Annotated in this window: 20 protein-coding genes and 1 pseudogene; 5 read left to right on the top strand and 16 right to left on the bottom strand. The window is 40.3% G+C overall.

Features of this window, described 5'->3' with window-relative positions:
• Nucleotides 1-34 precede the first annotated feature (34 nt).
• A complete protein-coding gene (locus MTCD1_RS21725; RefSeq protein ID WP_231732976.1) occupies nucleotides 35-304 on the bottom strand; it encodes a hypothetical protein in 270 nt (89 codons plus the stop codon).
• Nucleotides 305-428: 124 nt separating this feature from the next.
• On the opposite strand from MTCD1_RS21725, the gene MTCD1_RS08810 reads away from it, so the two are divergent.
• The 3 genes and pseudogenes from MTCD1_RS08810 to MTCD1_RS08800 all read left to right on the top strand — a co-directional run bounded on the left by MTCD1_RS08810 (nucleotide 429) and on the right by MTCD1_RS08800 (nucleotide 3194).
• Nucleotides 429-1751, top strand: coding sequence for an NAD(P)/FAD-dependent oxidoreductase (locus MTCD1_RS08810; RefSeq protein ID WP_057180161.1), 1323 nt, complete (start codon nucleotides 429-431; stop codon nucleotides 1749-1751).
• A gap of 114 nt (nucleotides 1752-1865) precedes the next feature.
• Nucleotides 1866-2121: pseudogene (locus MTCD1_RS08805) on the top strand (transposase); the annotation flags it as partial.
• A 104-nt stretch (nucleotides 2122-2225) separates the two neighbouring features.
• A complete protein-coding gene (locus MTCD1_RS08800) occupies nucleotides 2226-3194 on the top strand; it encodes a dihydrodipicolinate synthase family protein (RefSeq protein WP_057180368.1) in 969 nt (322 codons plus the stop codon).
• 502 nt (nucleotides 3195-3696) lie between these two features.
• Here MTCD1_RS08800 and MTCD1_RS08790 read toward each other — a convergent pair.
• Nucleotides 3697-4020, bottom strand: a complete 324-nt coding sequence (locus MTCD1_RS08790; RefSeq protein ID WP_057180160.1) for a DUF2956 family protein — start codon at nucleotides 4018-4020, stop codon at nucleotides 3697-3699.
• 56 nt (nucleotides 4021-4076) lie between these two features.
• Nucleotides 4077-4601, bottom strand: coding sequence for a phosphatase PAP2 family protein (locus tag MTCD1_RS08785; protein ID WP_057180159.1), 525 nt, complete (start codon nucleotides 4599-4601; stop codon nucleotides 4077-4079).
• Nucleotides 4602-5095: 494 nt separating this feature from the next.
• On the opposite strand from MTCD1_RS08785, the gene MTCD1_RS08780 reads away from it, so the two are divergent.
• Complete coding sequence (locus MTCD1_RS08780; RefSeq protein WP_438819280.1) at nucleotides 5096-7099, top strand: M13 family metallopeptidase; 2004 nt, start codon at nucleotides 5096-5098, stop codon at nucleotides 7097-7099.
• A 234-nt stretch (nucleotides 7100-7333) separates the two neighbouring features.
• Here MTCD1_RS08780 and MTCD1_RS08775 read toward each other — a convergent pair whose 3' ends face one another.
• Nucleotides 7334-9259, bottom strand: a complete 1926-nt coding sequence (locus tag MTCD1_RS08775) for a methyl-accepting chemotaxis protein (RefSeq protein WP_057180157.1) — start codon at nucleotides 9257-9259, stop codon at nucleotides 7334-7336.
• 361 nt (nucleotides 9260-9620) lie between these two features.
• Nucleotides 9621-9788: a hypothetical protein gene (locus tag MTCD1_RS08770; protein ID WP_197410257.1), complete on the bottom strand. Its 168-nt coding sequence runs from the start codon at nucleotides 9786-9788 to the stop codon at nucleotides 9621-9623.
• 425 nt (nucleotides 9789-10213) lie between these two features.
• Here MTCD1_RS08770 and MTCD1_RS08765 point away from each other — a divergent pair, with 425 nt between their 5' ends.
• On the top strand, nucleotides 10214-10711 hold the full coding sequence (locus MTCD1_RS08765) for a CreA family protein (RefSeq protein WP_057180156.1): 498 nt from the start codon (nucleotides 10214-10216) through the stop codon (nucleotides 10709-10711).
• A 352-nt stretch (nucleotides 10712-11063) separates the two neighbouring features.
• On the opposite strand, the gene MTCD1_RS08760 is transcribed toward MTCD1_RS08765, so the two are convergent.
• The 11 genes from MTCD1_RS08760 to MTCD1_RS08715 all read right to left on the bottom strand — a co-directional run bounded on the left by MTCD1_RS08760 (nucleotide 11064) and on the right by MTCD1_RS08715 (nucleotide 22365).
• Complete coding sequence (locus MTCD1_RS08760; RefSeq protein WP_057180155.1) at nucleotides 11064-12380, bottom strand: ATP-binding protein; 1317 nt, start codon at nucleotides 12378-12380, stop codon at nucleotides 11064-11066.
• 47 nt (nucleotides 12381-12427) lie between these two features.
• Complete coding sequence (locus MTCD1_RS08755; RefSeq protein WP_057180154.1) at nucleotides 12428-13162, bottom strand: response regulator; 735 nt, start codon at nucleotides 13160-13162, stop codon at nucleotides 12428-12430.
• A 109-nt stretch (nucleotides 13163-13271) separates the two neighbouring features.
• Nucleotides 13272-13703 carry a DUF3019 domain-containing protein gene (locus tag MTCD1_RS08750; RefSeq protein WP_057180366.1) on the bottom strand — a complete coding sequence of 144 codons (432 nt, stop codon included), beginning with the start codon at nucleotides 13701-13703 and terminating at the stop codon, nucleotides 13272-13274.
• A gap of 12 nt (nucleotides 13704-13715) precedes the next feature.
• A complete protein-coding gene (locus MTCD1_RS08745; RefSeq protein WP_057180153.1) occupies nucleotides 13716-14762 on the bottom strand; it encodes a MipA/OmpV family protein in 1047 nt (348 codons plus the stop codon).
• 681 nt (nucleotides 14763-15443) lie between these two features.
• Nucleotides 15444-15617, bottom strand: a complete 174-nt coding sequence (locus MTCD1_RS20685) for a DUF3545 family protein (RefSeq protein WP_143760100.1) — start codon at nucleotides 15615-15617, stop codon at nucleotides 15444-15446.
• A gap of 201 nt (nucleotides 15618-15818) precedes the next feature.
• Entirely contained in the window at nucleotides 15819-16274 is a 456-nt protein-coding gene (locus MTCD1_RS08740) for a YehS family protein (RefSeq protein ID WP_057180152.1), read from the bottom strand.
• A gap of 363 nt (nucleotides 16275-16637) precedes the next feature.
• The gene (locus MTCD1_RS08735) at nucleotides 16638-17963 is read right to left on the bottom strand and encodes a DEAD/DEAH box helicase (RefSeq protein WP_057180151.1); all 1326 of its coding nucleotides are present in this window, start codon (nucleotides 17961-17963) and stop codon (nucleotides 16638-16640) included.
• Between the two features lie 175 nt (nucleotides 17964-18138).
• On the bottom strand, nucleotides 18139-19794 hold the full coding sequence (locus tag MTCD1_RS08730) for a glutamate synthase-related protein (protein ID WP_057180150.1): 1656 nt from the start codon (nucleotides 19792-19794) through the stop codon (nucleotides 18139-18141).
• Between the two features lie 95 nt (nucleotides 19795-19889).
• Nucleotides 19890-20846 carry an ABC transporter substrate-binding protein gene (locus MTCD1_RS08725; protein WP_057180149.1) on the bottom strand — a complete coding sequence of 319 codons (957 nt, stop codon included), beginning with the start codon at nucleotides 20844-20846 and terminating at the stop codon, nucleotides 19890-19892.
• A gap of 148 nt (nucleotides 20847-20994) precedes the next feature.
• A complete protein-coding gene (locus MTCD1_RS08720) occupies nucleotides 20995-21555 on the bottom strand; it encodes a type II secretion system protein (protein WP_057180148.1) in 561 nt (186 codons plus the stop codon).
• Nucleotides 21556-22008: 453 nt separating this feature from the next.
• The gene (locus MTCD1_RS08715; protein WP_057180147.1) at nucleotides 22009-22365 is read right to left on the bottom strand and encodes a DUF2750 domain-containing protein; all 357 of its coding nucleotides are present in this window, start codon (nucleotides 22363-22365) and stop codon (nucleotides 22009-22011) included.
• Between the last annotated feature and the right edge of the window lie 70 nt (nucleotides 22366-22435).

Raw genomic sequence — 22435 nt, 5'->3', positions numbered from 1 at the left:
TCCTGTGCTTCCCTGTCAATTGCTAATAAAGCAATTAATCTAAGTTAAATTTTCTCAAATCGATGCGGTTTGCAACCGCTTCATTATAGATGCGTTCAACGTTTGCACGCTCTTCACCAATTAATGGCATACGTGGCGCACGCGTTAACTCGCTAAATTCTTTGTGATAATATCCCAATCGTTTTTGTAGCTTTTTACAACTATTAGTAATGTCGATTTTTCTGTCGATGTTAAATCCGACGTCTACTTCGACAATAATTCCGTTTAGTACCAAAATGAATTTTGATAAACTATTGCTAGTCAAATTTAAGTATATTGTATACAATCCATTTAAGATGGCAAGTATAATTTATTTTTACTTCATAGTCGGCAGCAAAACCTATTAATAAGAATCACTTAGACCTCTAGTTATCACAAGGTGTAAACTAATGAATACAGCAGAACATAAACAAGATAAAACACAGCAAACAGTTGCTGTTATTGGCGCCGGTATTATTGGTATAAATTGTGCGCTAGAGTTACAAAGTCTAGGTTATCAAGTCACTTTACTTGATAAGGAAGGTATAGGTTTGGGCTGCTCGAAAGCTAATGCCGGTCATTTTGCCAGTGAACAGGTATTTCCTTTGGCTGAGTCTTCATTATTATGGCAAATGCCGAAGATGTTACTTGATCCTCTTGGACCTGTTTCATTATCAGCTAAGCACTTTTTTAAGGCCATTCCATGGTTTGTACAGTTTTTTAATAATATGCGTCCGAGTTTACGTGCTAAAAACACCCTGGCTTTACAAGCACTCAATAAAAATGCCATCCGCCATTATACTGAACTATTAAAAGCCGCCGATGCAGGACATTTAATTAGCTTACAGGGTTCCTTGTTAGTGTTTGAAACAAGTGAACTGAGTAAAGTAGAAGCAATGCATCAGCACTATCAAAGTGCTGGCATTGCGGTAAAACTCTTAGATAGAGCGCAGACCCTTGCCTTGGAGCCTAATTTAAGTGACAACATTAACTATTCGCTATATTTTACCGACGTTGCTCACACCATTGATCCCTTAGCATTGAGCCGAGCATTGGCCGACTTCGCTAAAAGCAAAGGCATGACCTTTCAACAAGCAGCTGTAACAGGTATTACACAAACCGATACGGGTGTTACGCTAAAAACAGATGGAACAGAGAATACAGATAAGTTAACACTCGTTTTTGATCACTGCGTTGTTGCTTGCGGTGCATGGTCAAAAGAATTACTAAAGGGCTTAGATTATCACCTGCCTATTGAAGCAGAACGCGGTTATAGCTTGAGTTTACCTATTAATGAACAAGAGTCTGCCCTATTATCTCGACCAGTAGCTTCTGCTGAACGCCGCTTTATCATTACCCCAATGGCTAACACTTTAAGACTAGCGGGTACAGTAGAGTATGCAGGCCTTGACGCACCAGCAAATTATAAGCGTGCTGAAATGTTAAAAGCTAATGCCGCTTTTATTTTAAAGGCACTGCCCGAAAGTAAAGCTGAACAAGAGTCAGAGCAAACAGCTAAAGAAGAAAGCTGGATGGGTTGTCGCCCGTCATTACCTGACTCTTTACCGGTTATTTGCCAAGCGCCAAATCACGATAAAATATTTTTTGCTCTTGGCCATCAGCACTTAGGTCTAACCCAAGGAGCTATTACCGGCAAACTAATTGGTCAATTAGTCACGAAGAAAAAGACAGAAATTGACCTTAGTCCTTTTTGTATTAGTCGCTTTAACTAGCATTAACTCAGGCAACTGCGACAGTAAAAATTGAACCGTTCATTTTTGAAAATCCTGACAAAACTAAATCACTTGTATAAAATCTCACAGAACGCTGACTGAATAGGGAAAATTCAACGGCAAAAATTGATTTATGGTGCGATAAGAAAACATTTAGGTGAAACTTTTCTGAATTAGCTAAAGGTAAAAGTGCGATCTCGATAGCAAAAAACTTCAGAGGTAGGCAGCGCAACTTCAATGGAGAAAACTTTTGGGCCTAGAGGGTATTTTGTTTCAACAGTAGGGTTGGATGAAAGTATGGTAACGGGTATATATCCCAAATCAACAGAAAAAAGATGAGTTCCGGGAGCAACTGAAGTTTGGCATGTAATACGCTTTGGGCGTAAGCCAATAATCCTCCGGCTTTGCCTGAGGTAATTTAAATGGTATAATGTATTCAATATTCAATGTGGTTTTTAAACAAGAGAAAATATGATGGAAACAAATAGTACAGATTGGCGATATACGGTTATGCCGGCCGTGTTTACCTGGCTAAAAGAGTCAGAATCCGGTGCCCTTGAAATTGACTTTGATGCAACACAAAAACAGGCTGCAGGTGTTTTAAAAGCTCAGGGAAAGGGCGGCAGCAGAATGGGCGGACTTGTCGCTTCAGGTACTCTGGGTGAGAATAGCTACCTGAGCACCGAACAGCGTCTTGCTTTACTTACATGCCTTTCTGAGGTTGCTAAAGAATACAATGTCCCGTTGATCAGTGGAGCTGCAGCAGAAACGAAGGAAGAGCTTGCCAAAATCATTGAAGGACTCGCAACGGTTGGAGTGGATACAGTCATGGTCATGCCGCCAAAAACTAAGGCGGTTCCTTCTGATGAAGAAATGTATGCGTACTATGAGCTTGCTGTAGCAACTGCAAAAGAGGCAGGCGTAACAATTATGCCTTATAACAACCCTGATGCAGCCGGCTATCATGCGCTCTCAACTGATGTTCTTAGAAGACTTTCTGTTCTACCTGAAGTAACTGCTCTTAAAATATCGACTACAGATGTTTCAACTATTGAAACGCTGATGTTAGAGAACAAAGATTTAAAAATTTTGGCAGGTGTTGACACTGTAACTGTACATGCAGGACTTGCAGGAGCATGCGGTGGGATTACAGGTGTAGGTACTATCTTCCCAAAAGCAAGTATTACTATGCAAGAGTATGTTTTAAAAGGAGAATGGGCTGAGGCAAACAAAATTTCTCAGGCCATGAATTCCATATCATATCTTGATGCTCAGCCGCTGCTTATGGAATATCTTAAGTTTGCTATGGGAATTCATCATAATGATGCCGATGGAGGGCTTCGTACCTTTGGTAAGAAATTAACTCAACAGCAAATTGATGATGTCCGCGCAAGATATAGTCTAGCAAAAGAAAGACTTGAACTTCTGGATTTAATAGACTGATCCTTGCAAATATTCAAAAAGAGAAAGCTCCGTTTTTACGGGGCTTTTTGTGTCCGTCTTCGGATTGGCACCGAGTTTTTAGATCCCAAGGTTGCAATGATTCTATGTCAGGCTCGGGTTGACTGAGTTCTTCTAAACATTTGACCAGGTAGCGTTATACCCGTTCCCATTCAAGATGCATGTTTTGGAGTGCTTGATCAATTTCAATTCAAGGCGCTATGATGAAATAATGGTTATTCCCTTATAAATCATAGCAACGATGAAGTGATGTTGCTCAAACACTTCTTCGATGGATTTAAAATGACTTTATACAGCGTTAAATAATTAAACCATATAATGACTATGCTTCAATTATTTCCCTTGCCTAAAGCGATTTTAATTCCCACTAAAATCCTGCACTTTGATTGGTATCGGGTATATGCGAGCTGAACCCTTGGCATGGACAAACCGCCTTAACGCTGAGCCTAGCTTAGTGTTCAGGCTAACATGGCCCGGAAGGGCATTAGCTAAGCAATAAGTAGCTAATAAAACCCAGCCAACTTAAGCCTAATAAGAGCCAAGGGAGTTTATTAGACTTTTTAACTTCTGTTGACTCACCCAAACCACTTAGCTCTTGTGCTGATCTCTGTTTTTGCTTTATTTGTTGCTTACGGTCTTTATCTCGCTCACGAGACTTTTTACTTTGCAGCTTTTTATATTCACTAATACCCTTTTCAATGCCTTGGGCAATAAGTTTAGTTTGTTCTTTGCTTTGGCCTTTTTTTTGTCTGCCCGTGGCCACTTTTAGGGCTTGCTCTTGGGTTTCTTTTGATACTTTATTCGTCATTGTTTGCTGCTACTCTTATTTGTTTTTTTGATATTTTAATATTTTAATATTAATCGTTAAAAAGTGCCGCTAAAACTCAAGCCATAATGACCAAGGCTAGCGGTAGGTAAAATGGTAATACCCGAGTAAGGTTCGGTAAAATATAGCCCTGAAATAACACCAATAGCAGCGCCAGCTAATACATCTACCGCATAGTGTTTATTACTTTGTACGCGACTATAGCCAACAAAAGTTGCGCCAATATAAGCGGGAATTCCCCATTGCCAGCCATAACGCTGTTGAATAAATGTTGCCGCGGCAAAACTATCGGCGGTATGACCTGAAGGCAATGAATCGTCCCCAGAGCCGTCAGGTCTGTCTTTCTCTACAGTGAACTTGAGCCCTTCCACTGCCACACGAGACACTAGCCCTGACTTAATAAGCTGCCAACTACCTTGATAGTTATCCTCTATCACTAAGCTGGCAGTTAAGGCCGTGGCTGGTAAAAGTAAGTGGATAATATCACCTGACTTTTCCAGGTTAGACTTTGCCAGCACTGGACCGACGATAAGGAATAACAATAGCAATAAAAACGTCTTCACTAAACTAACTCATAAAATAATAAATCGTGGTCGCCTTTATACCTAGCCAAAGCAATAATTGCAAAATTCATTTAGCAGAAGGTAACTTTATTAACAACAAACTTGCATGACCATGTTTGTTTTCATTACCGCACGAAACCAGGGTGTAAAGTTGCTGTGACAATAATCTCATCGAATAAACCCTACCGTTAAACGCATCCTAGTTGACATTTTTTTAACATACGAGAAAATGGTAGGGTTAAGAATGCTAGGGTAAGCCGATAAATATTGGCTGCTCATGAAAAAGCAAGAATGTTATAAAGCAGCTAATACAAGCATAACCTATAAAAACAAAAGTTAAGCTGCTTGTTTAAATATCGCTATTTACTTGGCTAACTAATTAACGACAGCCAGTTAGTAGATAACTACAAAAATCAATTTAAAAAGAGAACAATTTCATGAAAAAATCTTTGATAGCCATTGCCTTGGCTGCTACCTTTCTTGGTGGTTGTGGCATGTTTGAAGCGAGTAATGACAGCAATAAAAGTGTTACCGTCAGCAAAGCAGAGCTTGGTAGCTTTGGTGTCGACTTAAGCGCCCGTAATGAAGCAATAAAGCCCGGTGATGACTTCTTTATGTATGCCAGCGGTACTTGGTATGACAATTTTGTTATGCCTGCCGATAAAACTCGTTTTGGTGCCTTTACTGCTTTAGCTGAGCGCAGTGAAGCACAAGTAAAAGAAATTATTGATGATATTACCAGCCGCAGTAATCTCAACGCCGATGAACAATTAATTGCGGATTTTTATCAGGCATATATGGACACTGAAGCGGTCAATAAATTAGGCATCAGCCCGATTCAGGCGACTTTAGCTCAAATTAGCGCAGTAAAAAACACTAACGATTTAACCAAGATTTTTGGTCAGGCATGGTTAACGGGAACCGAGTCGCCAATTGGTGGCTATATGTGGTTTAACCGTTTAGATCCAAACCAATATGAAATGTCTATTGGTGCTGGTGGTTTAGGTCTGCCAGACCGCTCTTACTACTTAGAAGACAGCGAACGTTTTGAAGAAATCCGTAATGCCTATGCAGCACATATTGCGACTATGCTAGCTTTTGCCGGTATTGAAAATGGCCAAGCACGGGCCGAGCAGGTTTTGGCACTGGAAACTAAAATAGCCCAAGGACACTGGCCACGTGAGAAACGTCGTAATCGTGATTTAAGCTTAAATCAAGTAAAACGTGCTGATTTAGCTAAGCAATACCCTGACTTTGACTGGGATACTTACTTTGCTCAATCAGGTTATAAAGTGCCACAACTTAATATTTCTCAGCCTGAGCCGGTAAAAGCCATGATTGCTTTAATCAACTCAGAGAAGCTAGCAGTTTGGCAAGATTATTTAACTTATCATACCATTAGTGGCAATGCCGGTTTATTGTCTGATGACATTTATGCCGCTAACTTTGCTTTTTATGGACAAGAATTAAATGGTCAACAAGAGCCCCGTCCACGTTGGAAACGTGCTATTGGTGAAATGTCAGATACCGAATCATTAGGTTTTGCTATTGGTAAAGTCTATGTTGAACGCTACTTCCCTGAAAGCTCAAAGTTACAAATGGCGCAGCTAGTTGAAAATTTACGTACGGCTCTGGGCCAACGTATCGACGGGCTTGATTGGATGAGTGATGCAACGAAAGTGAATGCTCATGCTAAGCTTGCCGCATTTACCCCTAAAATTGGTTACCCTGATGTCTGGCAAGAATTTGACGGGGTAACAATTTTAAAAAATGATTTAATGGCTAACATTAAAAACTTACGTCAATTTTTTCATGCCGATAGCGTCGCTAAAGAGTTAAAGAAAACCGACCGTGATCGTTGGGGTATGACGCCACAACGTGTTAACGCCTACTACAACAGTTCATTTAATGAAATTGTCTTTCCTGCAGCAATATTACAACCGCCATTTTTCGATCCCATGGCCGATGCTGCGGTTAACTACGGCGCCATTGGTGCGGTAATTGGTCATGAGATGGGCCATGGCTTTGATGATCAAGGTTCAAAGTCTGATGAAAATGGTATACAACGCAATTGGTGGACTGATGAAGACCGGGACGCTTTTGATGCAAAAACCGACCAATTAGTGGCGCAATACAATAAGTATGAAGCCATTCCAGATAACTTTGTAAACGGCCGTAACAGCTTGGGCGAAAACATTGGTGATGTTGGTGGCTTAGCCATGGCTTACCATGCTTATAAATTGAGTTTAAATGGTAAAGCAGCGCCTATTATTGACGGTGTTACTGGTGACCAACGTTTCTTCTTAGCATGGGCACAAGTATGGAAAGAAAAACGTACTGAAAAGAGTATGTTAAACCAATTACGTGGTGGTACACATGCACCAGGACGTTTCCGTGCACAAGCGCCACGTAACCACGATGCTTGGTATAAAGCCTTTGACGTACAACCAGGTGATGCGCTTTATTTACCAGAAGATGAGCGTGTGCGCATTTGGTAATAATAGTTAGCTTTTAGCAGACAAAAAAATGCCAGTCATAATGTGACTGGCATTTTAATTTCGTAGGATGATATTTTAAATTTTATTATCAGAGAAAGCTGTAATAAATGAATTTTATGTTAAAGCAATTAAATTCAATGAGAATAAATGTTCAAAAACAAGACGCTTGATTGAGCAATAGCTAGCTATTGTGATTGAAAGCAACGACGTTATTGGATATTTAGGCCATTAATATTAATTAAACTTAAAACGTGATACTAGCTCATTTAAATGCATGGCTTTCTCTCTAAGCTCACTACAAGCAATAGAGGTTTGCTGCACTATCTGGCTATTGGCGCGCGAAATATCAGCAACGGCACTAACATGAGGATTAATTTCACCGACCACATTCGATTGCTCTCCTGTCGCCGTAGCAATTTGCAAATTCATCTCATTCATAATAGCGATACTTGCTGAAATACTTTTTAAGTGTTTACCTGAGTTACTCGCCTCGGTTTGACTGTTAGTACTGAGCTCTGTGCTTTGAGCAATCGCGGCAACCACCTCTTCTGTTTTAGCTTGAAGTTTTTCAATAATACTTCTGATCTCTTCGGTCGAATCATGACTGCGTGATGCCAAGGTCCTGACTTCATCTGCAACCACGGCAAAACCTCGTCCTTGTTCGCCAGCACGGGCAGCTTCAATAGCGGCATTAAGGGCCAACAAGTTAGTTTGCTCAGAAACACTACGTATTACTTCAACAACTGTATCAATAGAGCGGGCGTCTTCCGCCAATTGTGTGATCATAGCACTGGTAGAGATGAGCTGTTCACTCATCGCTGAAACACTAGAGATGGTTTGTACCACCGAGTCGTTACCTTGCTGCACCGTTGCATCAGCAGATTGTGCACTTTGCGCGGCATTATTAGCACTGCCGGCAATCTCTTCTGCGGTCATACCCATCTCATGCATCGCCGTGGCAATTTGCTCAACGCGGCTCACTTGCTCATTAATTTCAGCTTCCATTGATTTAGCTTGTGAGTCTATTTCGTCAATGGCAACCGCAAGTTCATTACCGGTATTTGAAACCTGTTGCATTATTTCGCTTAAATGGCTAACAAATTGATTATACCCCCTTGCCATAGTACCTACTTCGTCTTGACGTGAATCATCTAAACGACGGGTTAAGTCGCCACCACCTTCACCAATTTCGGCCAACATATCAGCCAACTGACCAAAGGGCGAAATTAACCGAGAGATTAGCAAAGTACTGACCAAGGCAGAAATTACCGCAATAATTAGCCCCATCATAACGAGTTTCCAAGTTGCTTGAGTTAATGCACCAAGTACCTCTTCTTTGGGAACCTCTGCCACGATATACCAGCCTATATTGTCAATATAGCGACTTGCCATAAGGGTTGTTACCCCGTTGCGGGTAAACTCAGTTGAGGTAAATTGTGCTTTCGATAACAAACTTTGGCTATTTTCAACGCCGATATCAGCCAAAGACTTGCCAATTTGTTGGGTATTCGGATGAAGTTTTATTTTACCCTGCTCATCAACTAAAAAGACCTTACCCGTTTTTGCAATACGGTATTGGCTAATAGTTTGCGCCATATTCTCTAATGATAAACCCACCCCCACTACAGCGCTAGGCTCACCTGAGACTCTCATTAAGTAATTAATAAATAAGGTGGGGATATTGGTTTGTTCATCTATATCTAGAGCAAGTTCATATTGCTTGCCACTATTGATAAAATTATAAAACCATTGATCATTATTATTTTGTCGCGATAAGGTTTTAAAAAGTCCACCTTGGGTGAAGTAGTGACCGGTGTTGGCTGAGACGATAAAAGCGCTAATGGTATCAAATTCACGCTGAATATTTTTTAAATAAGAGGTAACTTGTTGCTGCTCACCTCTTTGCTCACCATTAGCAATAAACTGCTGAGTATAAAGGTTAGTCGACATGGTCTGCGATACCGTAATAGGTAACAGCAAATGTGCCTTTAAATCATTGGCAACCTCACCCAGTGCTGCTGGTAATTCTCTTTCAATGGCGGCTTCCAAAATAATGGCACGACTTGAGCTAAGGGCGAAAGCACTAACGATGACAATAGATAGCACCACGGCAGTCAATGTGGTAAGTACAACTTTACGGCGAATAGTTAAATTCAACATAGATAAATCTCTTCCTTTGAAAGTAAAAGCGAATTGATACTGGGACTAAAATAAGAACTAAAAATTTACAATAACTTAACAACATCCGGCTACATATACCCCAAGCTACTTGAAGCTGCATCTTCATCTAGTTTGGGTATATAGCTACTAAGAATAATTTTAACTGATTTAATTAATGTACTAAGCCAAATTAACTATAGACCAAGCAGAATCATTCTTTAAAATACTTTCCATAGCCGGACTGTTAATTTCATATGATGAAAAACTAACAGTTATATAGAGTTATCGGCAGTTAGTCATTTTTCTAAAATAAAAAACAGCTAAAAAACCAATCCGTCACGGCTTGGTTGTTAAGTCGCTATCATGTTGTCACCATAATAAATAATGACAACATAGGTGAGCGCTGCCAGTAATGCTCAACATGTTTCCATGACCTGCCAAGAAATTGCGTTGGGATTTCCCCTAAACCACTATCCGCGGTAAGTACTTTACTTAACCGGTTGACCGCAACTGCGGCGGCAAAGCGCATTGTTTTACTCCAAGACAAAAGGTGGGCCAAACATGCACTCACCATTATTTGATTAAAGGTTTGATTAAAGGTTTGATTAAAGGTTTAATTACATGTTTTATTGTATAAAAACAACAATACTTACCATAGTTATCATATAGTTACCATGTAGTTCTACCTTATATCTTGGTGCATCAGTCACAAGCGTTAGAACAGCACCTTGGAAGGTAAAAGCGCTAACCAAAGCCCGTTTAAGCGTTTAAGTCAGTAACTATCGGATATGCTAGGGCTGAAAACCTTAGCCGTTATAAAGTTTTTTATTTTAACTAAGAGCAATGCCAGTTAATATCTAGCCTGCCTTGGGGGGCGAGAAATCGTTTACTCACTTCATTGTCATTTCAAGCATCCGTGACAGTGATAAAATAACCATTCAAATGGACATTAACATGTTAAAAAAAATAAAAATTTACGGCTCGATCTTCATCTTATTAGTTATCACTTTATTCATAATAAATAGCCTATCAAAGGATGAAGTCGGTGATATTTCTTTAGGTATGTTTACGTTAAAAGACATAAAGATCAATACGTTAATTGACCCGCTTGTGCCAGGTGTTACTTGTCACATAGCAAATGTTGAAGACACTTTTAGCTTATCGGATCCCAGTGATAGTTCAATATCGTGTCGTCAAACCGGCCTAATTAGCTCGGTAATGATTGCCAAAATAGATAAAAGTAAGTCTGGCGAAGTAGTCTTTAAAAAATCTAAAAGTATATTTTTAAAAACCATGAAAGTAAGACGTATTTTTGACGCTAAAAATCAAACCTTAATGTATTTGTCTTATGCCACTAAAGAAACCTCTGGCAGTTTTAAACATAGCCTGTCAACAGTGCCATTGTGGGGCACTAAAGCTTATGTGGCGCAAACGATAAGCGTAGCAGATTAAGAACCGTAATAACGTGTCGTTTGCCACCCTACCAACCCCTGAGTTAAATAGCACAAAATAATATTTACCTCTGTTAATTACAAAAAATAACTTTACATCAGCGAAGTAGTTAGTACAATTACTCTACTTCGTTAGGAGTGAGTAATTACTGAAGTTTTTTTATCGGTATAGGGTTGCGCATTAATGCTGGTCAACCTCTTGCTAATAGTCAGTAAATCGCTCACTTGCTTAAACGCTACTCAACTTCCTGATCATTTGTATTCCCTTACATTGATTATTTTCAGCCACGTGGATAACGTGGCTTTTTTTTGCCTATTTTTTGTTGATATAATTTTGGCTCTACTGGCTTTGCTTATACTTTAGCTTTAGGCAGCGTTATGCTAAATTGTGCCCCGTGTAAGCTTGCTGAGTTGTCAATGGTGATATTACCGTGATGCCACTCGACAATTCGCTTAACGATGGCAAGCCCCATACCGTAACCCTTTACTTTTTTCTCGCTACCTTGACCGCGAATAAAAGGTTTCATGATTTGTTCTCTTTGCTCGATAGCAATACCCTGACCATCATCGCTAACCGTAACAATAATATTACTGCCCTGCTCGACCACGGTTACCTGAATTTGACTATCGCAGTACTGATAGGCATTTTGTAATAAGTTACTCATCAACACCATTAAATAAGAGAATTCACCATCAACCATCACTTGCTGTTTAGGTACCTGCAAAGTCAGTTCAATATCATCTTGGCTTTTATTATTAATACAGGTATTAAGCAGTGCGATAAAATCTACCGGGGCTTTATTTAGGGTGATTAAGGTTTGATCTAAACGAGCGTAACTCAGTAAACTTTCGACCAAATCAACCATTTCATCAACGTTATCACTAATCCTTTGCTCAAAACGTTTGCGTAAAACAGGATCATCTTCTTCTTGAATGGTATCAATACCAAAGCGAATGCGTGCCAAGGGAGTACGTAAATCGTGAGAAACAGCGCTACTGAGTAACTTTATATCGGTAACTAAATCATCAATACGCTGCGCCATACGGTTAAATTCTAATTCTAAATCACGAATATAAGAGATAGAGCCAACATCTATACGCTGATTTAAATTACCTTCGCCAAATGATTGTGCCGCTTGTCGTAAGGTCATTAATCTTTTTGCTAGTGGATAAAGCCACAATAGCATTAAGAGCAATACCGCCAAATAAAACAAACTGGTTAGAAAAACAGGTAATAATGAGTTACCTTGATTGCCTGTGTGGGGCAGCGTGGTTAAGACCAAGAGTTCATCAGTACGAGCAAGATAAAAATGCAAGGCAATACTATCATCGGTTTCAAGTAATAACGGCTGGCCGGCAGTCAAATCGTCAAGTAAGGCTTGTGGTAAAGGAAAGTTCGTTAAAGGCTGTAAGTGTAATGACAATGTACCTTCGTTAGGCCATTTATCAATAAACTCTTGACGGTTATCAAGCGCCGACAGCGTTACCGCCAAGTGAGTACCTACTTGCTCTAAAACACTGATGGCATCTTGCTGTACTGTTGTTGATTGTTGTTGCTCTTGGTCACTATATTGCGTTAAGTATTGCTCATAAATACCATCAAACATCCAACCTAAACCAATCGTCGCGATGAGCACTACCGCCAGTAAAGAAAGCGTTAAATTACGCATAAAGAGTTAACCCTGAAAATTGTCTAAAAGAAGGAATATAGCGCTAATTACCAAACATCCTTGGCAAATAAGTAGCCTTTACCCCAGATGGTTTTAATGCGAAAAGGCTCAGAAGAGTCATCTTTTAATTTTTTTCGTAACCTTGATATGCGTAAGTCAATGGAGCGATCAAAACCGTCATAATCAAAGCCACGAAAGTGGCTCACCAGCTCTTTACGAGACACCACCTGCCCCGCTTTGCTGGCGAGAAACCATAAAACATCAAACTCATTAGAGGATAATTTTATCGACTCGCCATCAAGGATGACACTGCGGGCCTGTGCACTAATCAGCAAACCGCTGAACTTGAGTACCCCATTAGACGCCAGCTCATCAACACTAAGCTGGCTATTTGCTGTACGAGACTTTTCCTCACGACGCAGTAAAGCGCGAATCCGAGCCAGCAATACCCTAGCTCGAACGGGCTTAGTGATATAGTCATCAGCGCCCATCTCTAGCCCTAGCACCTCATCGATTTCTTCATCACGGGCGGTGATCATAATGATAGGGTTAGTAAAGCTGGCTCGTACTGTCTTGCAGACATCAAGTCCATCCATACCGGGTAACATGCCATCGAGTAAAACAATATCAGGATTAAGTGAGCCAATAAGAGCCACCGCCTCATCCCCTCGGTGGCAGGTGGTGACTTTAAAGTCACGTGCGATTAAATAGTCCGCTATCCAGTGGGCGAGATCGATATCATCTTCAACTAATAAAATATGCGAACCCGTTTGCGCTACCATGTCTTAGCTATCCTATGTTTGTCTTAGTTTGTTTTAGTTTGTTTTAGTGAGCCTTTCAGCTGCATTAGCAGCAGTCATGCCAAAGAGTGACTCCAGGGAGTAATTTACGCTAAAAGATACGCCATGATTTTCTTGGCTGACCTTTTTTCTTATGAACCCAAGCCATTTTTACTACCGCGGTTGCTACCGATAAACTGTCATTTTGACGTCTTAATGAAAATTCTAAATTGATATTACTATCAAATGATTTTTTAAATTCACCCTCAGTGGTATTTTCCCAGCAATTAAGTGCTTTAGTCGCTGCCGAGAGATATACGCAATAATTGCCTGGGCTAGTAACTTGCCAGCTTAACTGCACCGAAACATAACAAGCCTGCCCTTGGCGCATAGCAACACATTGCTCTGGACTTACCTGCATACTCGCTTGTATCTCGGTCGCATTAGCTACCGAATTGATGACTAACAACAATAGTAGCAAACAAGAGGTTTTAAGTGGTAATAGCAACCGTTGTAGCTGCTTGTTCATTTTTGTAGAGAGCATCGCCATGGACCCTTAAAAAATAAATGTTAGTAAAAGGCCAGCACGGTAACCGTCTTCTACGGTATCTTGGCGTGCGGCAATACTGCGTTCAGACAGCGCGTTATAACCGACATAACTGCCTATCACCCAATCAGTAGTTAAAGGGTATTCAACCCCTAACTCGGCCGAGTAGCTGAGACCATCTTTAGTTGATAAGTTATCGTCAGCCCACGTTTGTACACCATATGGTGTTACTTCTTTTGAACGGTATTGCATGCCAAGATTGCTATAGAAATTAGTATTTCTATACTGCCAGTTATAACTGTATGAAATAGAAGCTTCAATACCATCACTGCCTTCACCATTGCGACTAACAGGAGAGTAAATCATCTGTAGCTGACTGTTGTCATAAAATCCGGTCATTCTAAGACCCGCACGTTCATCTTCATTACGGCTTTGAATACCTGCTAAGCCCTCAATGCCGCGAGTACTATACTGGTAAAACAAATCAAAAGAGTAATCTTCACTATTATAGAAATTAACCCCCCAGGCAGGCATTGAGTACATACCTTGAATTCGACGAGTACTAATACCTGGTGACTCAATAAACAAGCCTACTAACTGTACTCGGTAACTAATGGTGACATCAAATTCTGACTCAGTATCGGCATTGGCGGCATAAGCATAATCATCACCAACACTGCTGATGGCACTGACATCAACATAAAAGCCGTCTCTGCGATTTTGAAAGAAGCGATGAATGGTCTCACAGTCTTTGTCATCATCGTCACAACTGTGCGCTTGATGTTTTTCATCATCACAGTCACCAATGCAAAAAGAAAACCCATCATGGTCATGACTTTCTTCCTCTGCTGCAGTACCTTTTGTGCGTGCTTTTATTGGCTCTTTAGTGAGTACTTTATTATCTGTTTGCTTATCACCTTTTGCCACTGTTTTTACTTGCTCTATTGGTGCTACATTTTTATTTTCACTCTCTTCTGCTGCGGTCGCAGCAAATGAAGTTAAAATAACACTGGTGGCAACTAAGCTAACTACGGTGGTTTTGATTAAGTTTTTCATAAATTCCCTGTGAATGTCTCTGTTTGATAACCGTAATATTAACTAAGCATTGAAACAATAGACGTAACACAAATTAAGCTGATGTATCAATTTGTATCATATTTTAACGCAATAATAACATTGCTTTACACTGAGAGGAATGGAGAATAAGCGAATTAATCAAGTTGGCTTGGTCAAAGTGAGCTGACTATAAGCCATGACTATCAAGCTAAAAATCTGCTTAGCGGGTCTCATCTGCCTATTAATTCTCATCACTAGTAGTTTTTTGCTATCTCAACAGTCAACAGCTTATCATGACCCGCTCAGAGGTAGCCCATACTGAGGGTAACTGCAGCAGTTACAAGTCGCTTAAGTTGGTCAGAGACGTGACCTACTAACAGATGCATTACCTATACAAGATAGGGTTACAGAAATAAATTACAAATGGCAAGAGTTGCAGTCTTGAGTAATAAAAACCACCGGCAGCAAGAGCCCCCTGGGGAGATGCAGACCGCCAACTTTTATCACGTTAACAGTAAGGTGTACTGACACTCATTTTTGTCGGCGCTATTACTTTATTTATTGAGCGTAAACCGCCTAATACCTAGCATTTTTCAACTAAGCAAGTGCATGCTTCACTCAGAAATAAGGGGCGACAAATCTCAGTGCCAGTCAGTGCCAATATAAAGGAGGTAAAAAAAATTAATAAGAGTATTGCTCAAAGCCAGCAATGTCCCTGCGTAAACGCTGCTGGTCTTTTATCGCTTCGATTTCACGCCATTTCCGTTTACGCTCTTTAGCCTTGCCTTTTTTATCCGGCCTAGTTAGTTCATCATCTGCCAACAAATCTGCTTCATGCCAATATTCATTATTCATATGACTCTCCTATCACTAACGGTAAGTGGCAATTTAAGGGAGTTATATGAAACTAAGATGAAAATAAGATGACGTTTTAGTGACGGCGCCCGCTAATTCCTGCTAGGTTAGCGGACCAGCCAATATATGGATAAGTAAACTTAGCGAGTGCTAATTTTTCCTTCGCAATGAAGAGCAGCTATTTAAACGCTATGGTATTACTTATTGAAATTTAATCTTTAAGCCCTTTAAAAAAGTCGATAAAACATCATCCGAGCAATCTCTATAATGTTTATTGTTAGCGTTTCTAAAGAAGGCACTTAATTCATATTTACCTAAACGCAGCTCAGCGAGCTCTAGAATGCTAATCACCTCTTCGGCTTTTAAAGACAAAGCTATTTTAATTTTATTAAAAATCATGTTATTGGTTAACTGCTCTTCAGTTTGACGTACCGGACCATCACTTGGTCCTCTTTTATCAATAATCAGACCATTTAAGAAACTAGCAAATTCGACATCGAGTATTTCTTGATAGTCAGCATCATCTTTTTCTTTTAAATAATTGGCTAACTGCGCTTCACTAATTTCACATTGGCTTAAGGCAAAAATAGTACGAACTTTTTCATCTGTTAGCTCAAAAATAGTACTGAGGCGGCGAAGGATATCATTATTAATCATTAAAAAACCTAAAGGTTGTCGTGGCTAGAGTTGCTTGAATAGTTATCTATAGACCCGTTTTACTTCAAGATACATGTTCAAGAGTAGCTTGCCGTTGAACGGATATATAGCGGTTTGAAATAACTTTCAATAGATAGCAACATTATAACTGACTATGAACGGATAAGCGTGCTTTGATTGCAAAAATGAATTTTGCTAGTGTTAAAGTAATATGAGCTGCCTGATGATAAAAATACTATTTTTCAAAAGCATACATTATTTTCTTTACTAGTAAAAAACAATTAGTGAAAAACAAAAAACCGTCTAAACATTTACATTTAGACGGTTTTTATTTAACTGATAATACGCTGTCGATTTAAAGACTTATTTAGCTGGCCACGGACTTCTAATGTGCGCCTTTTTGGCCTGGTTTACTTTCGGCTGGTTACTGCCAGCTTTAAAGCTTCGAGGTTTAGGGCTTCGAGCTTGTTTACTTGCAGCTTGACGGCCTTTCGCTTTATCATTTTTAGACTCAAAGTTTAAAATAGACACTGGCACAGTCTTTTTCACCGGAAATTCGCTAAACTCCTTACGCTCAATAATATGGCCTAAACGACTTTCAATGGCGCAAAGCTCTCTGAAATTATCTTTAGAAACCAAAGAAACTGCTTCACCTGTCGCGCCTGCCCGGCCAGTACGGCCGATACGGTGAATATAATCATCTACTTGCCCAGGCAAATCATAATTTACCACCAGGCTAAGCTCGCCAATATCAAGCCCTCGAGCAGCAATACCTGTTGCCACTAAAAACTTAATTTTTCCTGATTTAAAATCACTAAGTAGTTGTTCACGAATATCTTGAGTTCTACCGCTATGAATACACTCAGCGGCAATGCCGCGCTTTTCTAACTGACTGACTAATTTGGCCGCGCCATGCTTAGTTTCAATAAAGATAAGTGCTTGTTGCCAGTTTTGCGTGCTGATTAAATGACTCAACAAGGCCGACTTATTACTTTTATCTACGGTAACTAACCACTGCTGAATTTTTGGCTTAGAAGCGCTATCCCTACCAATGGAAATTTCCACCGGCTTATGGATAGTCCTTTTTGCTAAGCCACGTACATCATCAGAAATAGTGGCAGAAAACAATAAATTTTGACGTTGCTCAGGTAAACGCTCAATAATCTTATTAATGTCATCAATAAAACCCATATCAAGCATTCTATCGGCTTCATCAAGCACTAACATATCAAGCTCATCAAAATACAGAGCTCGTTGATGCGCCATGTCGAGTAAACGTCCTGGCGTAGCAACAAGAATATCTATACCCCAAATCAAACGTTGCTTTTGCGCTTGTGCATCAACACCTCCGTACATTGCCATCGAGCTAATTTCTAAATGCTTAGCATACTGACTGATACTTGCTTCTACCTGCACCGCCAACTCTCGAGTGGGTACCAAGATAAGCGCACGAATACGTTTACCACGCAGTTTATGGTCGGTTTTTTTATAACGACTGTGGAGTTGCTCAAGTAAAGGTAAAACAAAACTGGCGGTTTTTCCCGTGCCTGTTTGTGCGGCGGCAATAATATCTCTACCCGCTAAAACGTGAGGGATGGCTTTATTTTGAATAGCGGTAGGTTTTTCATAACCTAAATCCGCTAGAGCGGTTAAAATTGGCGCGGATAATTTAAGGGTAGCGAAGGACATAAGGTGTCTCGGGAGCAAAGAAGGTGACTGGCTCAGCATACTTTATAGAACTTACCGATAGATAAAGGCTGGCAGCATAAGAATTGCTGCAGTATAGCAGCAATCGACAAAGCCTAGAAGTTAACCTATGGCTATAACAAATATATTCATTTTAGCCGGCCATTTTACCTTCATCTTAGCGAAGTTCCCCTTGATAAATTTCCCCCTGAGCAAGGACGCCGGAAAAATTAACCCCGCTAAGTAACGCCATGTCACGGTGCCAAGTCGATAAGTCATTTAAGTTAAATTGCTTAAAATCATGATGACCACAGGCACGTGCCATAACCTGCATCAACTGCGTAGAGGCATCAAAGAAATTACTCAATTGTTGCGATGCTTTTTCAATATTGAGTCGTTGACGTAAATCGGCATTTTGCGTGGCAATACCCGCTGGACAATTATTGGTATGGCAAATCCGCGCGGCAACGCAGCCTATAGATTGCATAGCACTGTTGGCAATTGCGATACCGTCGGCTCCCAGAGCGAGTGCTTTAACAAAGTCCATAGGCACCCGTAGTCCTCCGGTTATAATAAGTGTTACTCGACCACTAGCACCAACTTTATCAAGATAACGCCTCGCTCGGGCAAGCGCTGGAATAGTTGGCACACTGATATGATCTCGAAACATTTCGGGAGCAGAGCCGGTACCACCACCACGACCATCTAAAATAAGGTAATCTGCGCTGGCATCTAGGGCGAATTGTATATCTTGCTCAATATGATTAGCACTAAGTTTAAAGCCAATAGGAATACCGCCAGTAATCTCTCTAACATGATCGGCAAAATCTTTAAAATCGTTAACACTAACCAAGTCTTTAAACGTTGGCGGCGATATAGCCGCTTGCCCCGGTGTTATGCCCCTCACTTGTGATATTTTACCTACATTTTTACTGGCTGGTAAATGCCCGCCGGTACCTGTTTTTGCTGCTTGGCCACCTTTAAAATGAAAGGCTTGCACATTTTTTAATAGTTTTTCATTGTAACCAAATTTGGCACTGGCCAGCTCATAAAAATAACGAGCATTAGCGGCCTGCTCTTCCGGCAACATGCCACCTTCTCCCGAGCAGATACCAGTCCCCGAAAGCTGTGCGCCCTTTGCTAAAGAAATTTTAGCTTCTTCGGATAAGGCGCCAAAACTCATATCTGAAACAAATAAGGGGATCTTTAACTGCAAGGGTTTTTTAGCCTCTGGACCAATAATAAGTTCAGTGGCAACGGTGGCATCTTCCATTAGTGGTTTACGCGCCATTTGCGCCACCATAATTTGTAAATCATCCCAATGTGGTAATTGATGTCTGGGTACACCCATGGAGGTCATCGGGCCATGCTGGCCAACGCCGGCTAACCCCTCTTTAGCGAGTTGATGGATAAATTCAACCGTTGGCTCTTCTTTGGTTGGACTGGCAACTGGCATTTGACTGGCAGGATTATTACTTAAAGGTGTAGTGCTTAAAGGCTTAGTACTTAAAGGAGTAGTTGCAGGTAAAATATCTATCGGCTGTGCGACTACAGCTGTTTCTCCAGCAGCGCCTTCTTTACCAATGTGCTCTTTGCTTAATTTATTATGACTGCCATCACAATAAGGTGCATTGTCAGTTTGCTTACATCGACATAAAAAAGCATCGCCACTATCTTGGGCAATAAAACGCATGGACTTAAGTCCAGTGCCTTTATGTGAACCATCACAAAAAGGCTGGCTTTGTGAACGACCACAAGTACAAAAGTAGTATTCTTGCTCTTTATGCAAATTGACTTTAATCGGTTTAATATCAGCAATGATTGCTTTAGCCATGGGATGCCCTCACTTATTAGCTATTAATTGTTAACTGAGGTAAATATAGACATAAATAGTATTAAGCACAGCCAGTTGAGAAAATAGAGCTAAGATTAGGGGGAATTATCGAGCAAGTTTTTAGGACAAGTAAAACTTAACCAGTCTTGGCTTTGATCGCTAAATTTAGTCAGCCATGCTGTTATCGCTTGCTGCTCAGTTTTTTTATCTGCGCCATTTAATGCCGAAGCTTCAGCAATCATCTCAGTGGTAAAATTAACTTTTTTTAGCAGTTGGTAGACACAAGGCCAGCGCTTTTTAAGCCCTGGCCAAGCGGCTTTTTTGATATAAGTAACCTTGGGGTTACCGCAATCGAAATACATCTCTTTGTTGACCCCCCATGAAGCGTCTTGCTCACAGGCTTTTTCAAACTCAGGAAATTCAATAAAGTGCCCTTTTATTCGCACATCTATCCAGTTAGGGCTCCAATTAAGTAGTACTATCGCTTGTTTAGCCTTTTCTGCTTGACGCAATTTTTGCCACAGCTGTTCGGCATTGCCTAACCGTTCAATAGTAAAATTCATCCCTAATGCCCTTATAAGGGCAGCATCGCGATAATTCCATGGTCCTGTATAATAGACGCCCTTCGAGCTCTGGCTATCACCACTAAAAATTTCAGCACATTTTTTTAATGCTTGCCATGCAGGTAACCCAGGACACAACTGCTCAACATACTCTGGGTACCACCAATCTTCCCTACCTAGAGCGGAATGCAAACCAAGGTCTTCTATATAGCCTGCTTTAACCGCTTGAGCGAAGGTACCGTCATCATAGGTTTGCCATATTTCTACTTGTATATGTACCAGCCCCTTTCTTAACGCTCCCATTTGATTGATAGAGCTGATAACTAAATACTCAACCGGATAACCTAATTGTTCAATTTTATCGCCAACTATTTTGGATAGTAATCGTTGACTAGCCCAATCATTTAGCGGGAGAACTATGGCTTCTTTTGCTAAAGAATAGGCATGGAAAGAAATAAAAAAAAGTAAAAATAATGAGGGGACACGCACTTGTGGCTGCCTTAAACGAATTACAATGTTATAAGTATAGCGTTAAGATGAAATAAGGATACGTAAGGCTCATTCGCAAAAAACACTGAGGCCTTGCCTTAAGCTAAGAAGATTTATTAGCACACTAGTATCACTAACACCATGAAGATTAACCTAGCGTTGCTTTACCTACTGTAACTTCACCCGTACCAGGGTAATAACGCATTTGCCAATTTTCTTGGCCTTTTGCGGGATTATCGGAGATATAATTGAAGTAACAATGGGTATCAGGATTGGATATTGCACCACCAATATACCAGTAAACTATATCGTTTTCGCCGCCAAAAGCACTATCGGCATGCATAGCAATGTTAAAGTCTTGCTCGAGTAATCCTTGCCAAAGCTCAGCACAAAAATCTCCCGTTAACTGTTGACCATTATCACCATAAAGTTCGGTATCTTGTCCTAAAGGAAAGCCCGTAACAGTGGCATCTATATCGCCAGCGCCAAAGCACTTTAGATCTTTAACATGACCTGCTGCTGATTTGACTAACCAGCAACTGTGGTATAAATCCACCGCACTTTCAAAAGAAGCAAAGGTAGCATGAGCAACGCTATCGTGAGCATCTTGGCTTAAATTCATAAAACGGGGTAAAGCAGTAACAGACAAAATGCCAAGAATGACAATGACGGTGACTAACTCAATTAAAGTGAATCCTTTTGCTCTCATGTTTGCATACCTAAAAATTACAACCTAGGTATTGTATACTGCATGCAATATAATTAATAGTTGAAGAATGTTACACTTAAAAGTTAAATAAGTGTTACCCCCTTAAACTATAACGGCTCAAAGACTTTACCAAATAAGTTACGGTATACTAGTGAAAGCAAACAACGAACTATGCTCAAGATAAGTGGACTATCTAACCGATGAATAACACTGAAAAGACCATATTTTCAACAAATACTGACCCTATTTTCTTAGGTCATGTCTATGTGATGAGACGTGGTTTTTCATTATAATGTAGTAATCCGGGTAAAGTGACAAAACAAATAAAATCCTATTTGAACGCACAAAATATCTCAAAGAGTTTTACCAAGTTCCAGTAGCTGTGGTGGTAAAACTATTGAGTAGATAAAGTTTAAAAACAGCCAGTTTAATCACTTTACTTGCATGGGCTATTTATTTTAACGACTCTATTTCAGCCAGCGCTTGAGTAAAGTCGCTTAATTCCATTTCCAAATATTCCTCATCACCTTGCCAGTTAATACCAACAATAACACCATCTTTATTTAAGTCTTCTAGCCAAAATTCAAACCAATCTGCTAGGGAAATTTCACAAGGAACATAGTTACACCACTCATCAATACAGTGCTGCTGAGCTAAATCGGCACTTGACCAAAGTGGCATCACCTCGGTGTTTTCAAAGCTAGGCGAATCAAGGACGACCCAATCTTCACTGGCTTTATCTTGTAGTGCCCAAAGCACTTGTGTCGGTTTTGCTTCAGTCAAAAAGGTGGTCAGTATATTATTGCTCATAAGTCATTGCTTCTCATTAATTGAATGCGCTGATTATAGCGAAGTTGCCACTATTGATCATGCTTTTGTC

Source organism: Colwellia marinimaniae (genome assembly GCF_002207865.1).
In the GTDB taxonomy this organism is placed as follows: Bacteria; Pseudomonadota; Gammaproteobacteria; order Enterobacterales; family Alteromonadaceae; genus Colwellia; species Colwellia marinimaniae.
Note: the sequence above shows the minus strand (reverse complement) of the source record. Positions and strands in the feature narration are given on the sequence as shown.

Bases quoted from the DNA above. Each gene is read 5' to 3' on its own strand.
- MTCD1_RS08735 (WP_057180151.1), bottom strand. From the start codon at position 17,963: ATGTCCTTCGCTACCCTTAAATTATCCGCGCCAATTTTAACCGCTCTA.
- MTCD1_RS08770 (WP_197410257.1), bottom strand. From the start codon at position 9,788: ATGCGCTTTGCCGCCGCAGTTGCGGTCAACCGGTTAAGTAAAGTACTT.
- MTCD1_RS08775 (WP_057180157.1), bottom strand. From the start codon at position 9,259: ATGTTGAATTTAACTATTCGCCGTAAAGTTGTACTTACCACATTGACT.
- MTCD1_RS08780 (WP_438819280.1), top strand. From the start codon at position 5,096: ATGTTTGAAGCGAGTAATGACAGCAATAAAAGTGTTACCGTCAGCAAA.
- MTCD1_RS08810 (WP_057180161.1), top strand. From the start codon at position 429: ATGAATACAGCAGAACATAAACAAGATAAAACACAGCAAACAGTTGCT.
- MTCD1_RS08740 (WP_057180152.1), bottom strand. From the start codon at position 16,274: ATGATTAATAATGATATCCTTCGCCGCCTCAGTACTATTTTTGAGCTA.
- MTCD1_RS08715 (WP_057180147.1), bottom strand. From the start codon at position 22,365: ATGAGCAATAATATACTGACCACCTTTTTGACTGAAGCAAAACCGACA.
- MTCD1_RS08730 (WP_057180150.1), bottom strand. From the start codon at position 19,794: ATGGCTAAAGCAATCATTGCTGATATTAAACCGATTAAAGTCAATTTG.
- MTCD1_RS20685 (WP_143760100.1), bottom strand. From the start codon at position 15,617: ATGAATAATGAATATTGGCATGAAGCAGATTTGTTGGCAGATGATGAA.
- MTCD1_RS08755 (WP_057180154.1), bottom strand. From the start codon at position 13,162: ATGGTAGCGCAAACGGGTTCGCATATTTTATTAGTTGAAGATGATATC.
- MTCD1_RS08720 (WP_057180148.1), bottom strand. From the start codon at position 21,555: ATGAGAGCAAAAGGATTCACTTTAATTGAGTTAGTCACCGTCATTGTC.
- MTCD1_RS08790 (WP_057180160.1), bottom strand. From the start codon at position 4,020: ATGACGAATAAAGTATCAAAAGAAACCCAAGAGCAAGCCCTAAAAGTG.
- MTCD1_RS08765 (WP_057180156.1), top strand. From the start codon at position 10,214: ATGTTAAAAAAAATAAAAATTTACGGCTCGATCTTCATCTTATTAGTT.
- MTCD1_RS08800 (WP_057180368.1), top strand. From the start codon at position 2,226: ATGGAAACAAATAGTACAGATTGGCGATATACGGTTATGCCGGCCGTG.
- MTCD1_RS08750 (WP_057180366.1), bottom strand. From the start codon at position 13,703: ATGCTCTCTACAAAAATGAACAAGCAGCTACAACGGTTGCTATTACCA.
- MTCD1_RS08745 (WP_057180153.1), bottom strand. From the start codon at position 14,762: ATGAAAAACTTAATCAAAACCACCGTAGTTAGCTTAGTTGCCACCAGT.
- MTCD1_RS08760 (WP_057180155.1), bottom strand. From the start codon at position 12,380: ATGCGTAATTTAACGCTTTCTTTACTGGCGGTAGTGCTCATCGCGACG.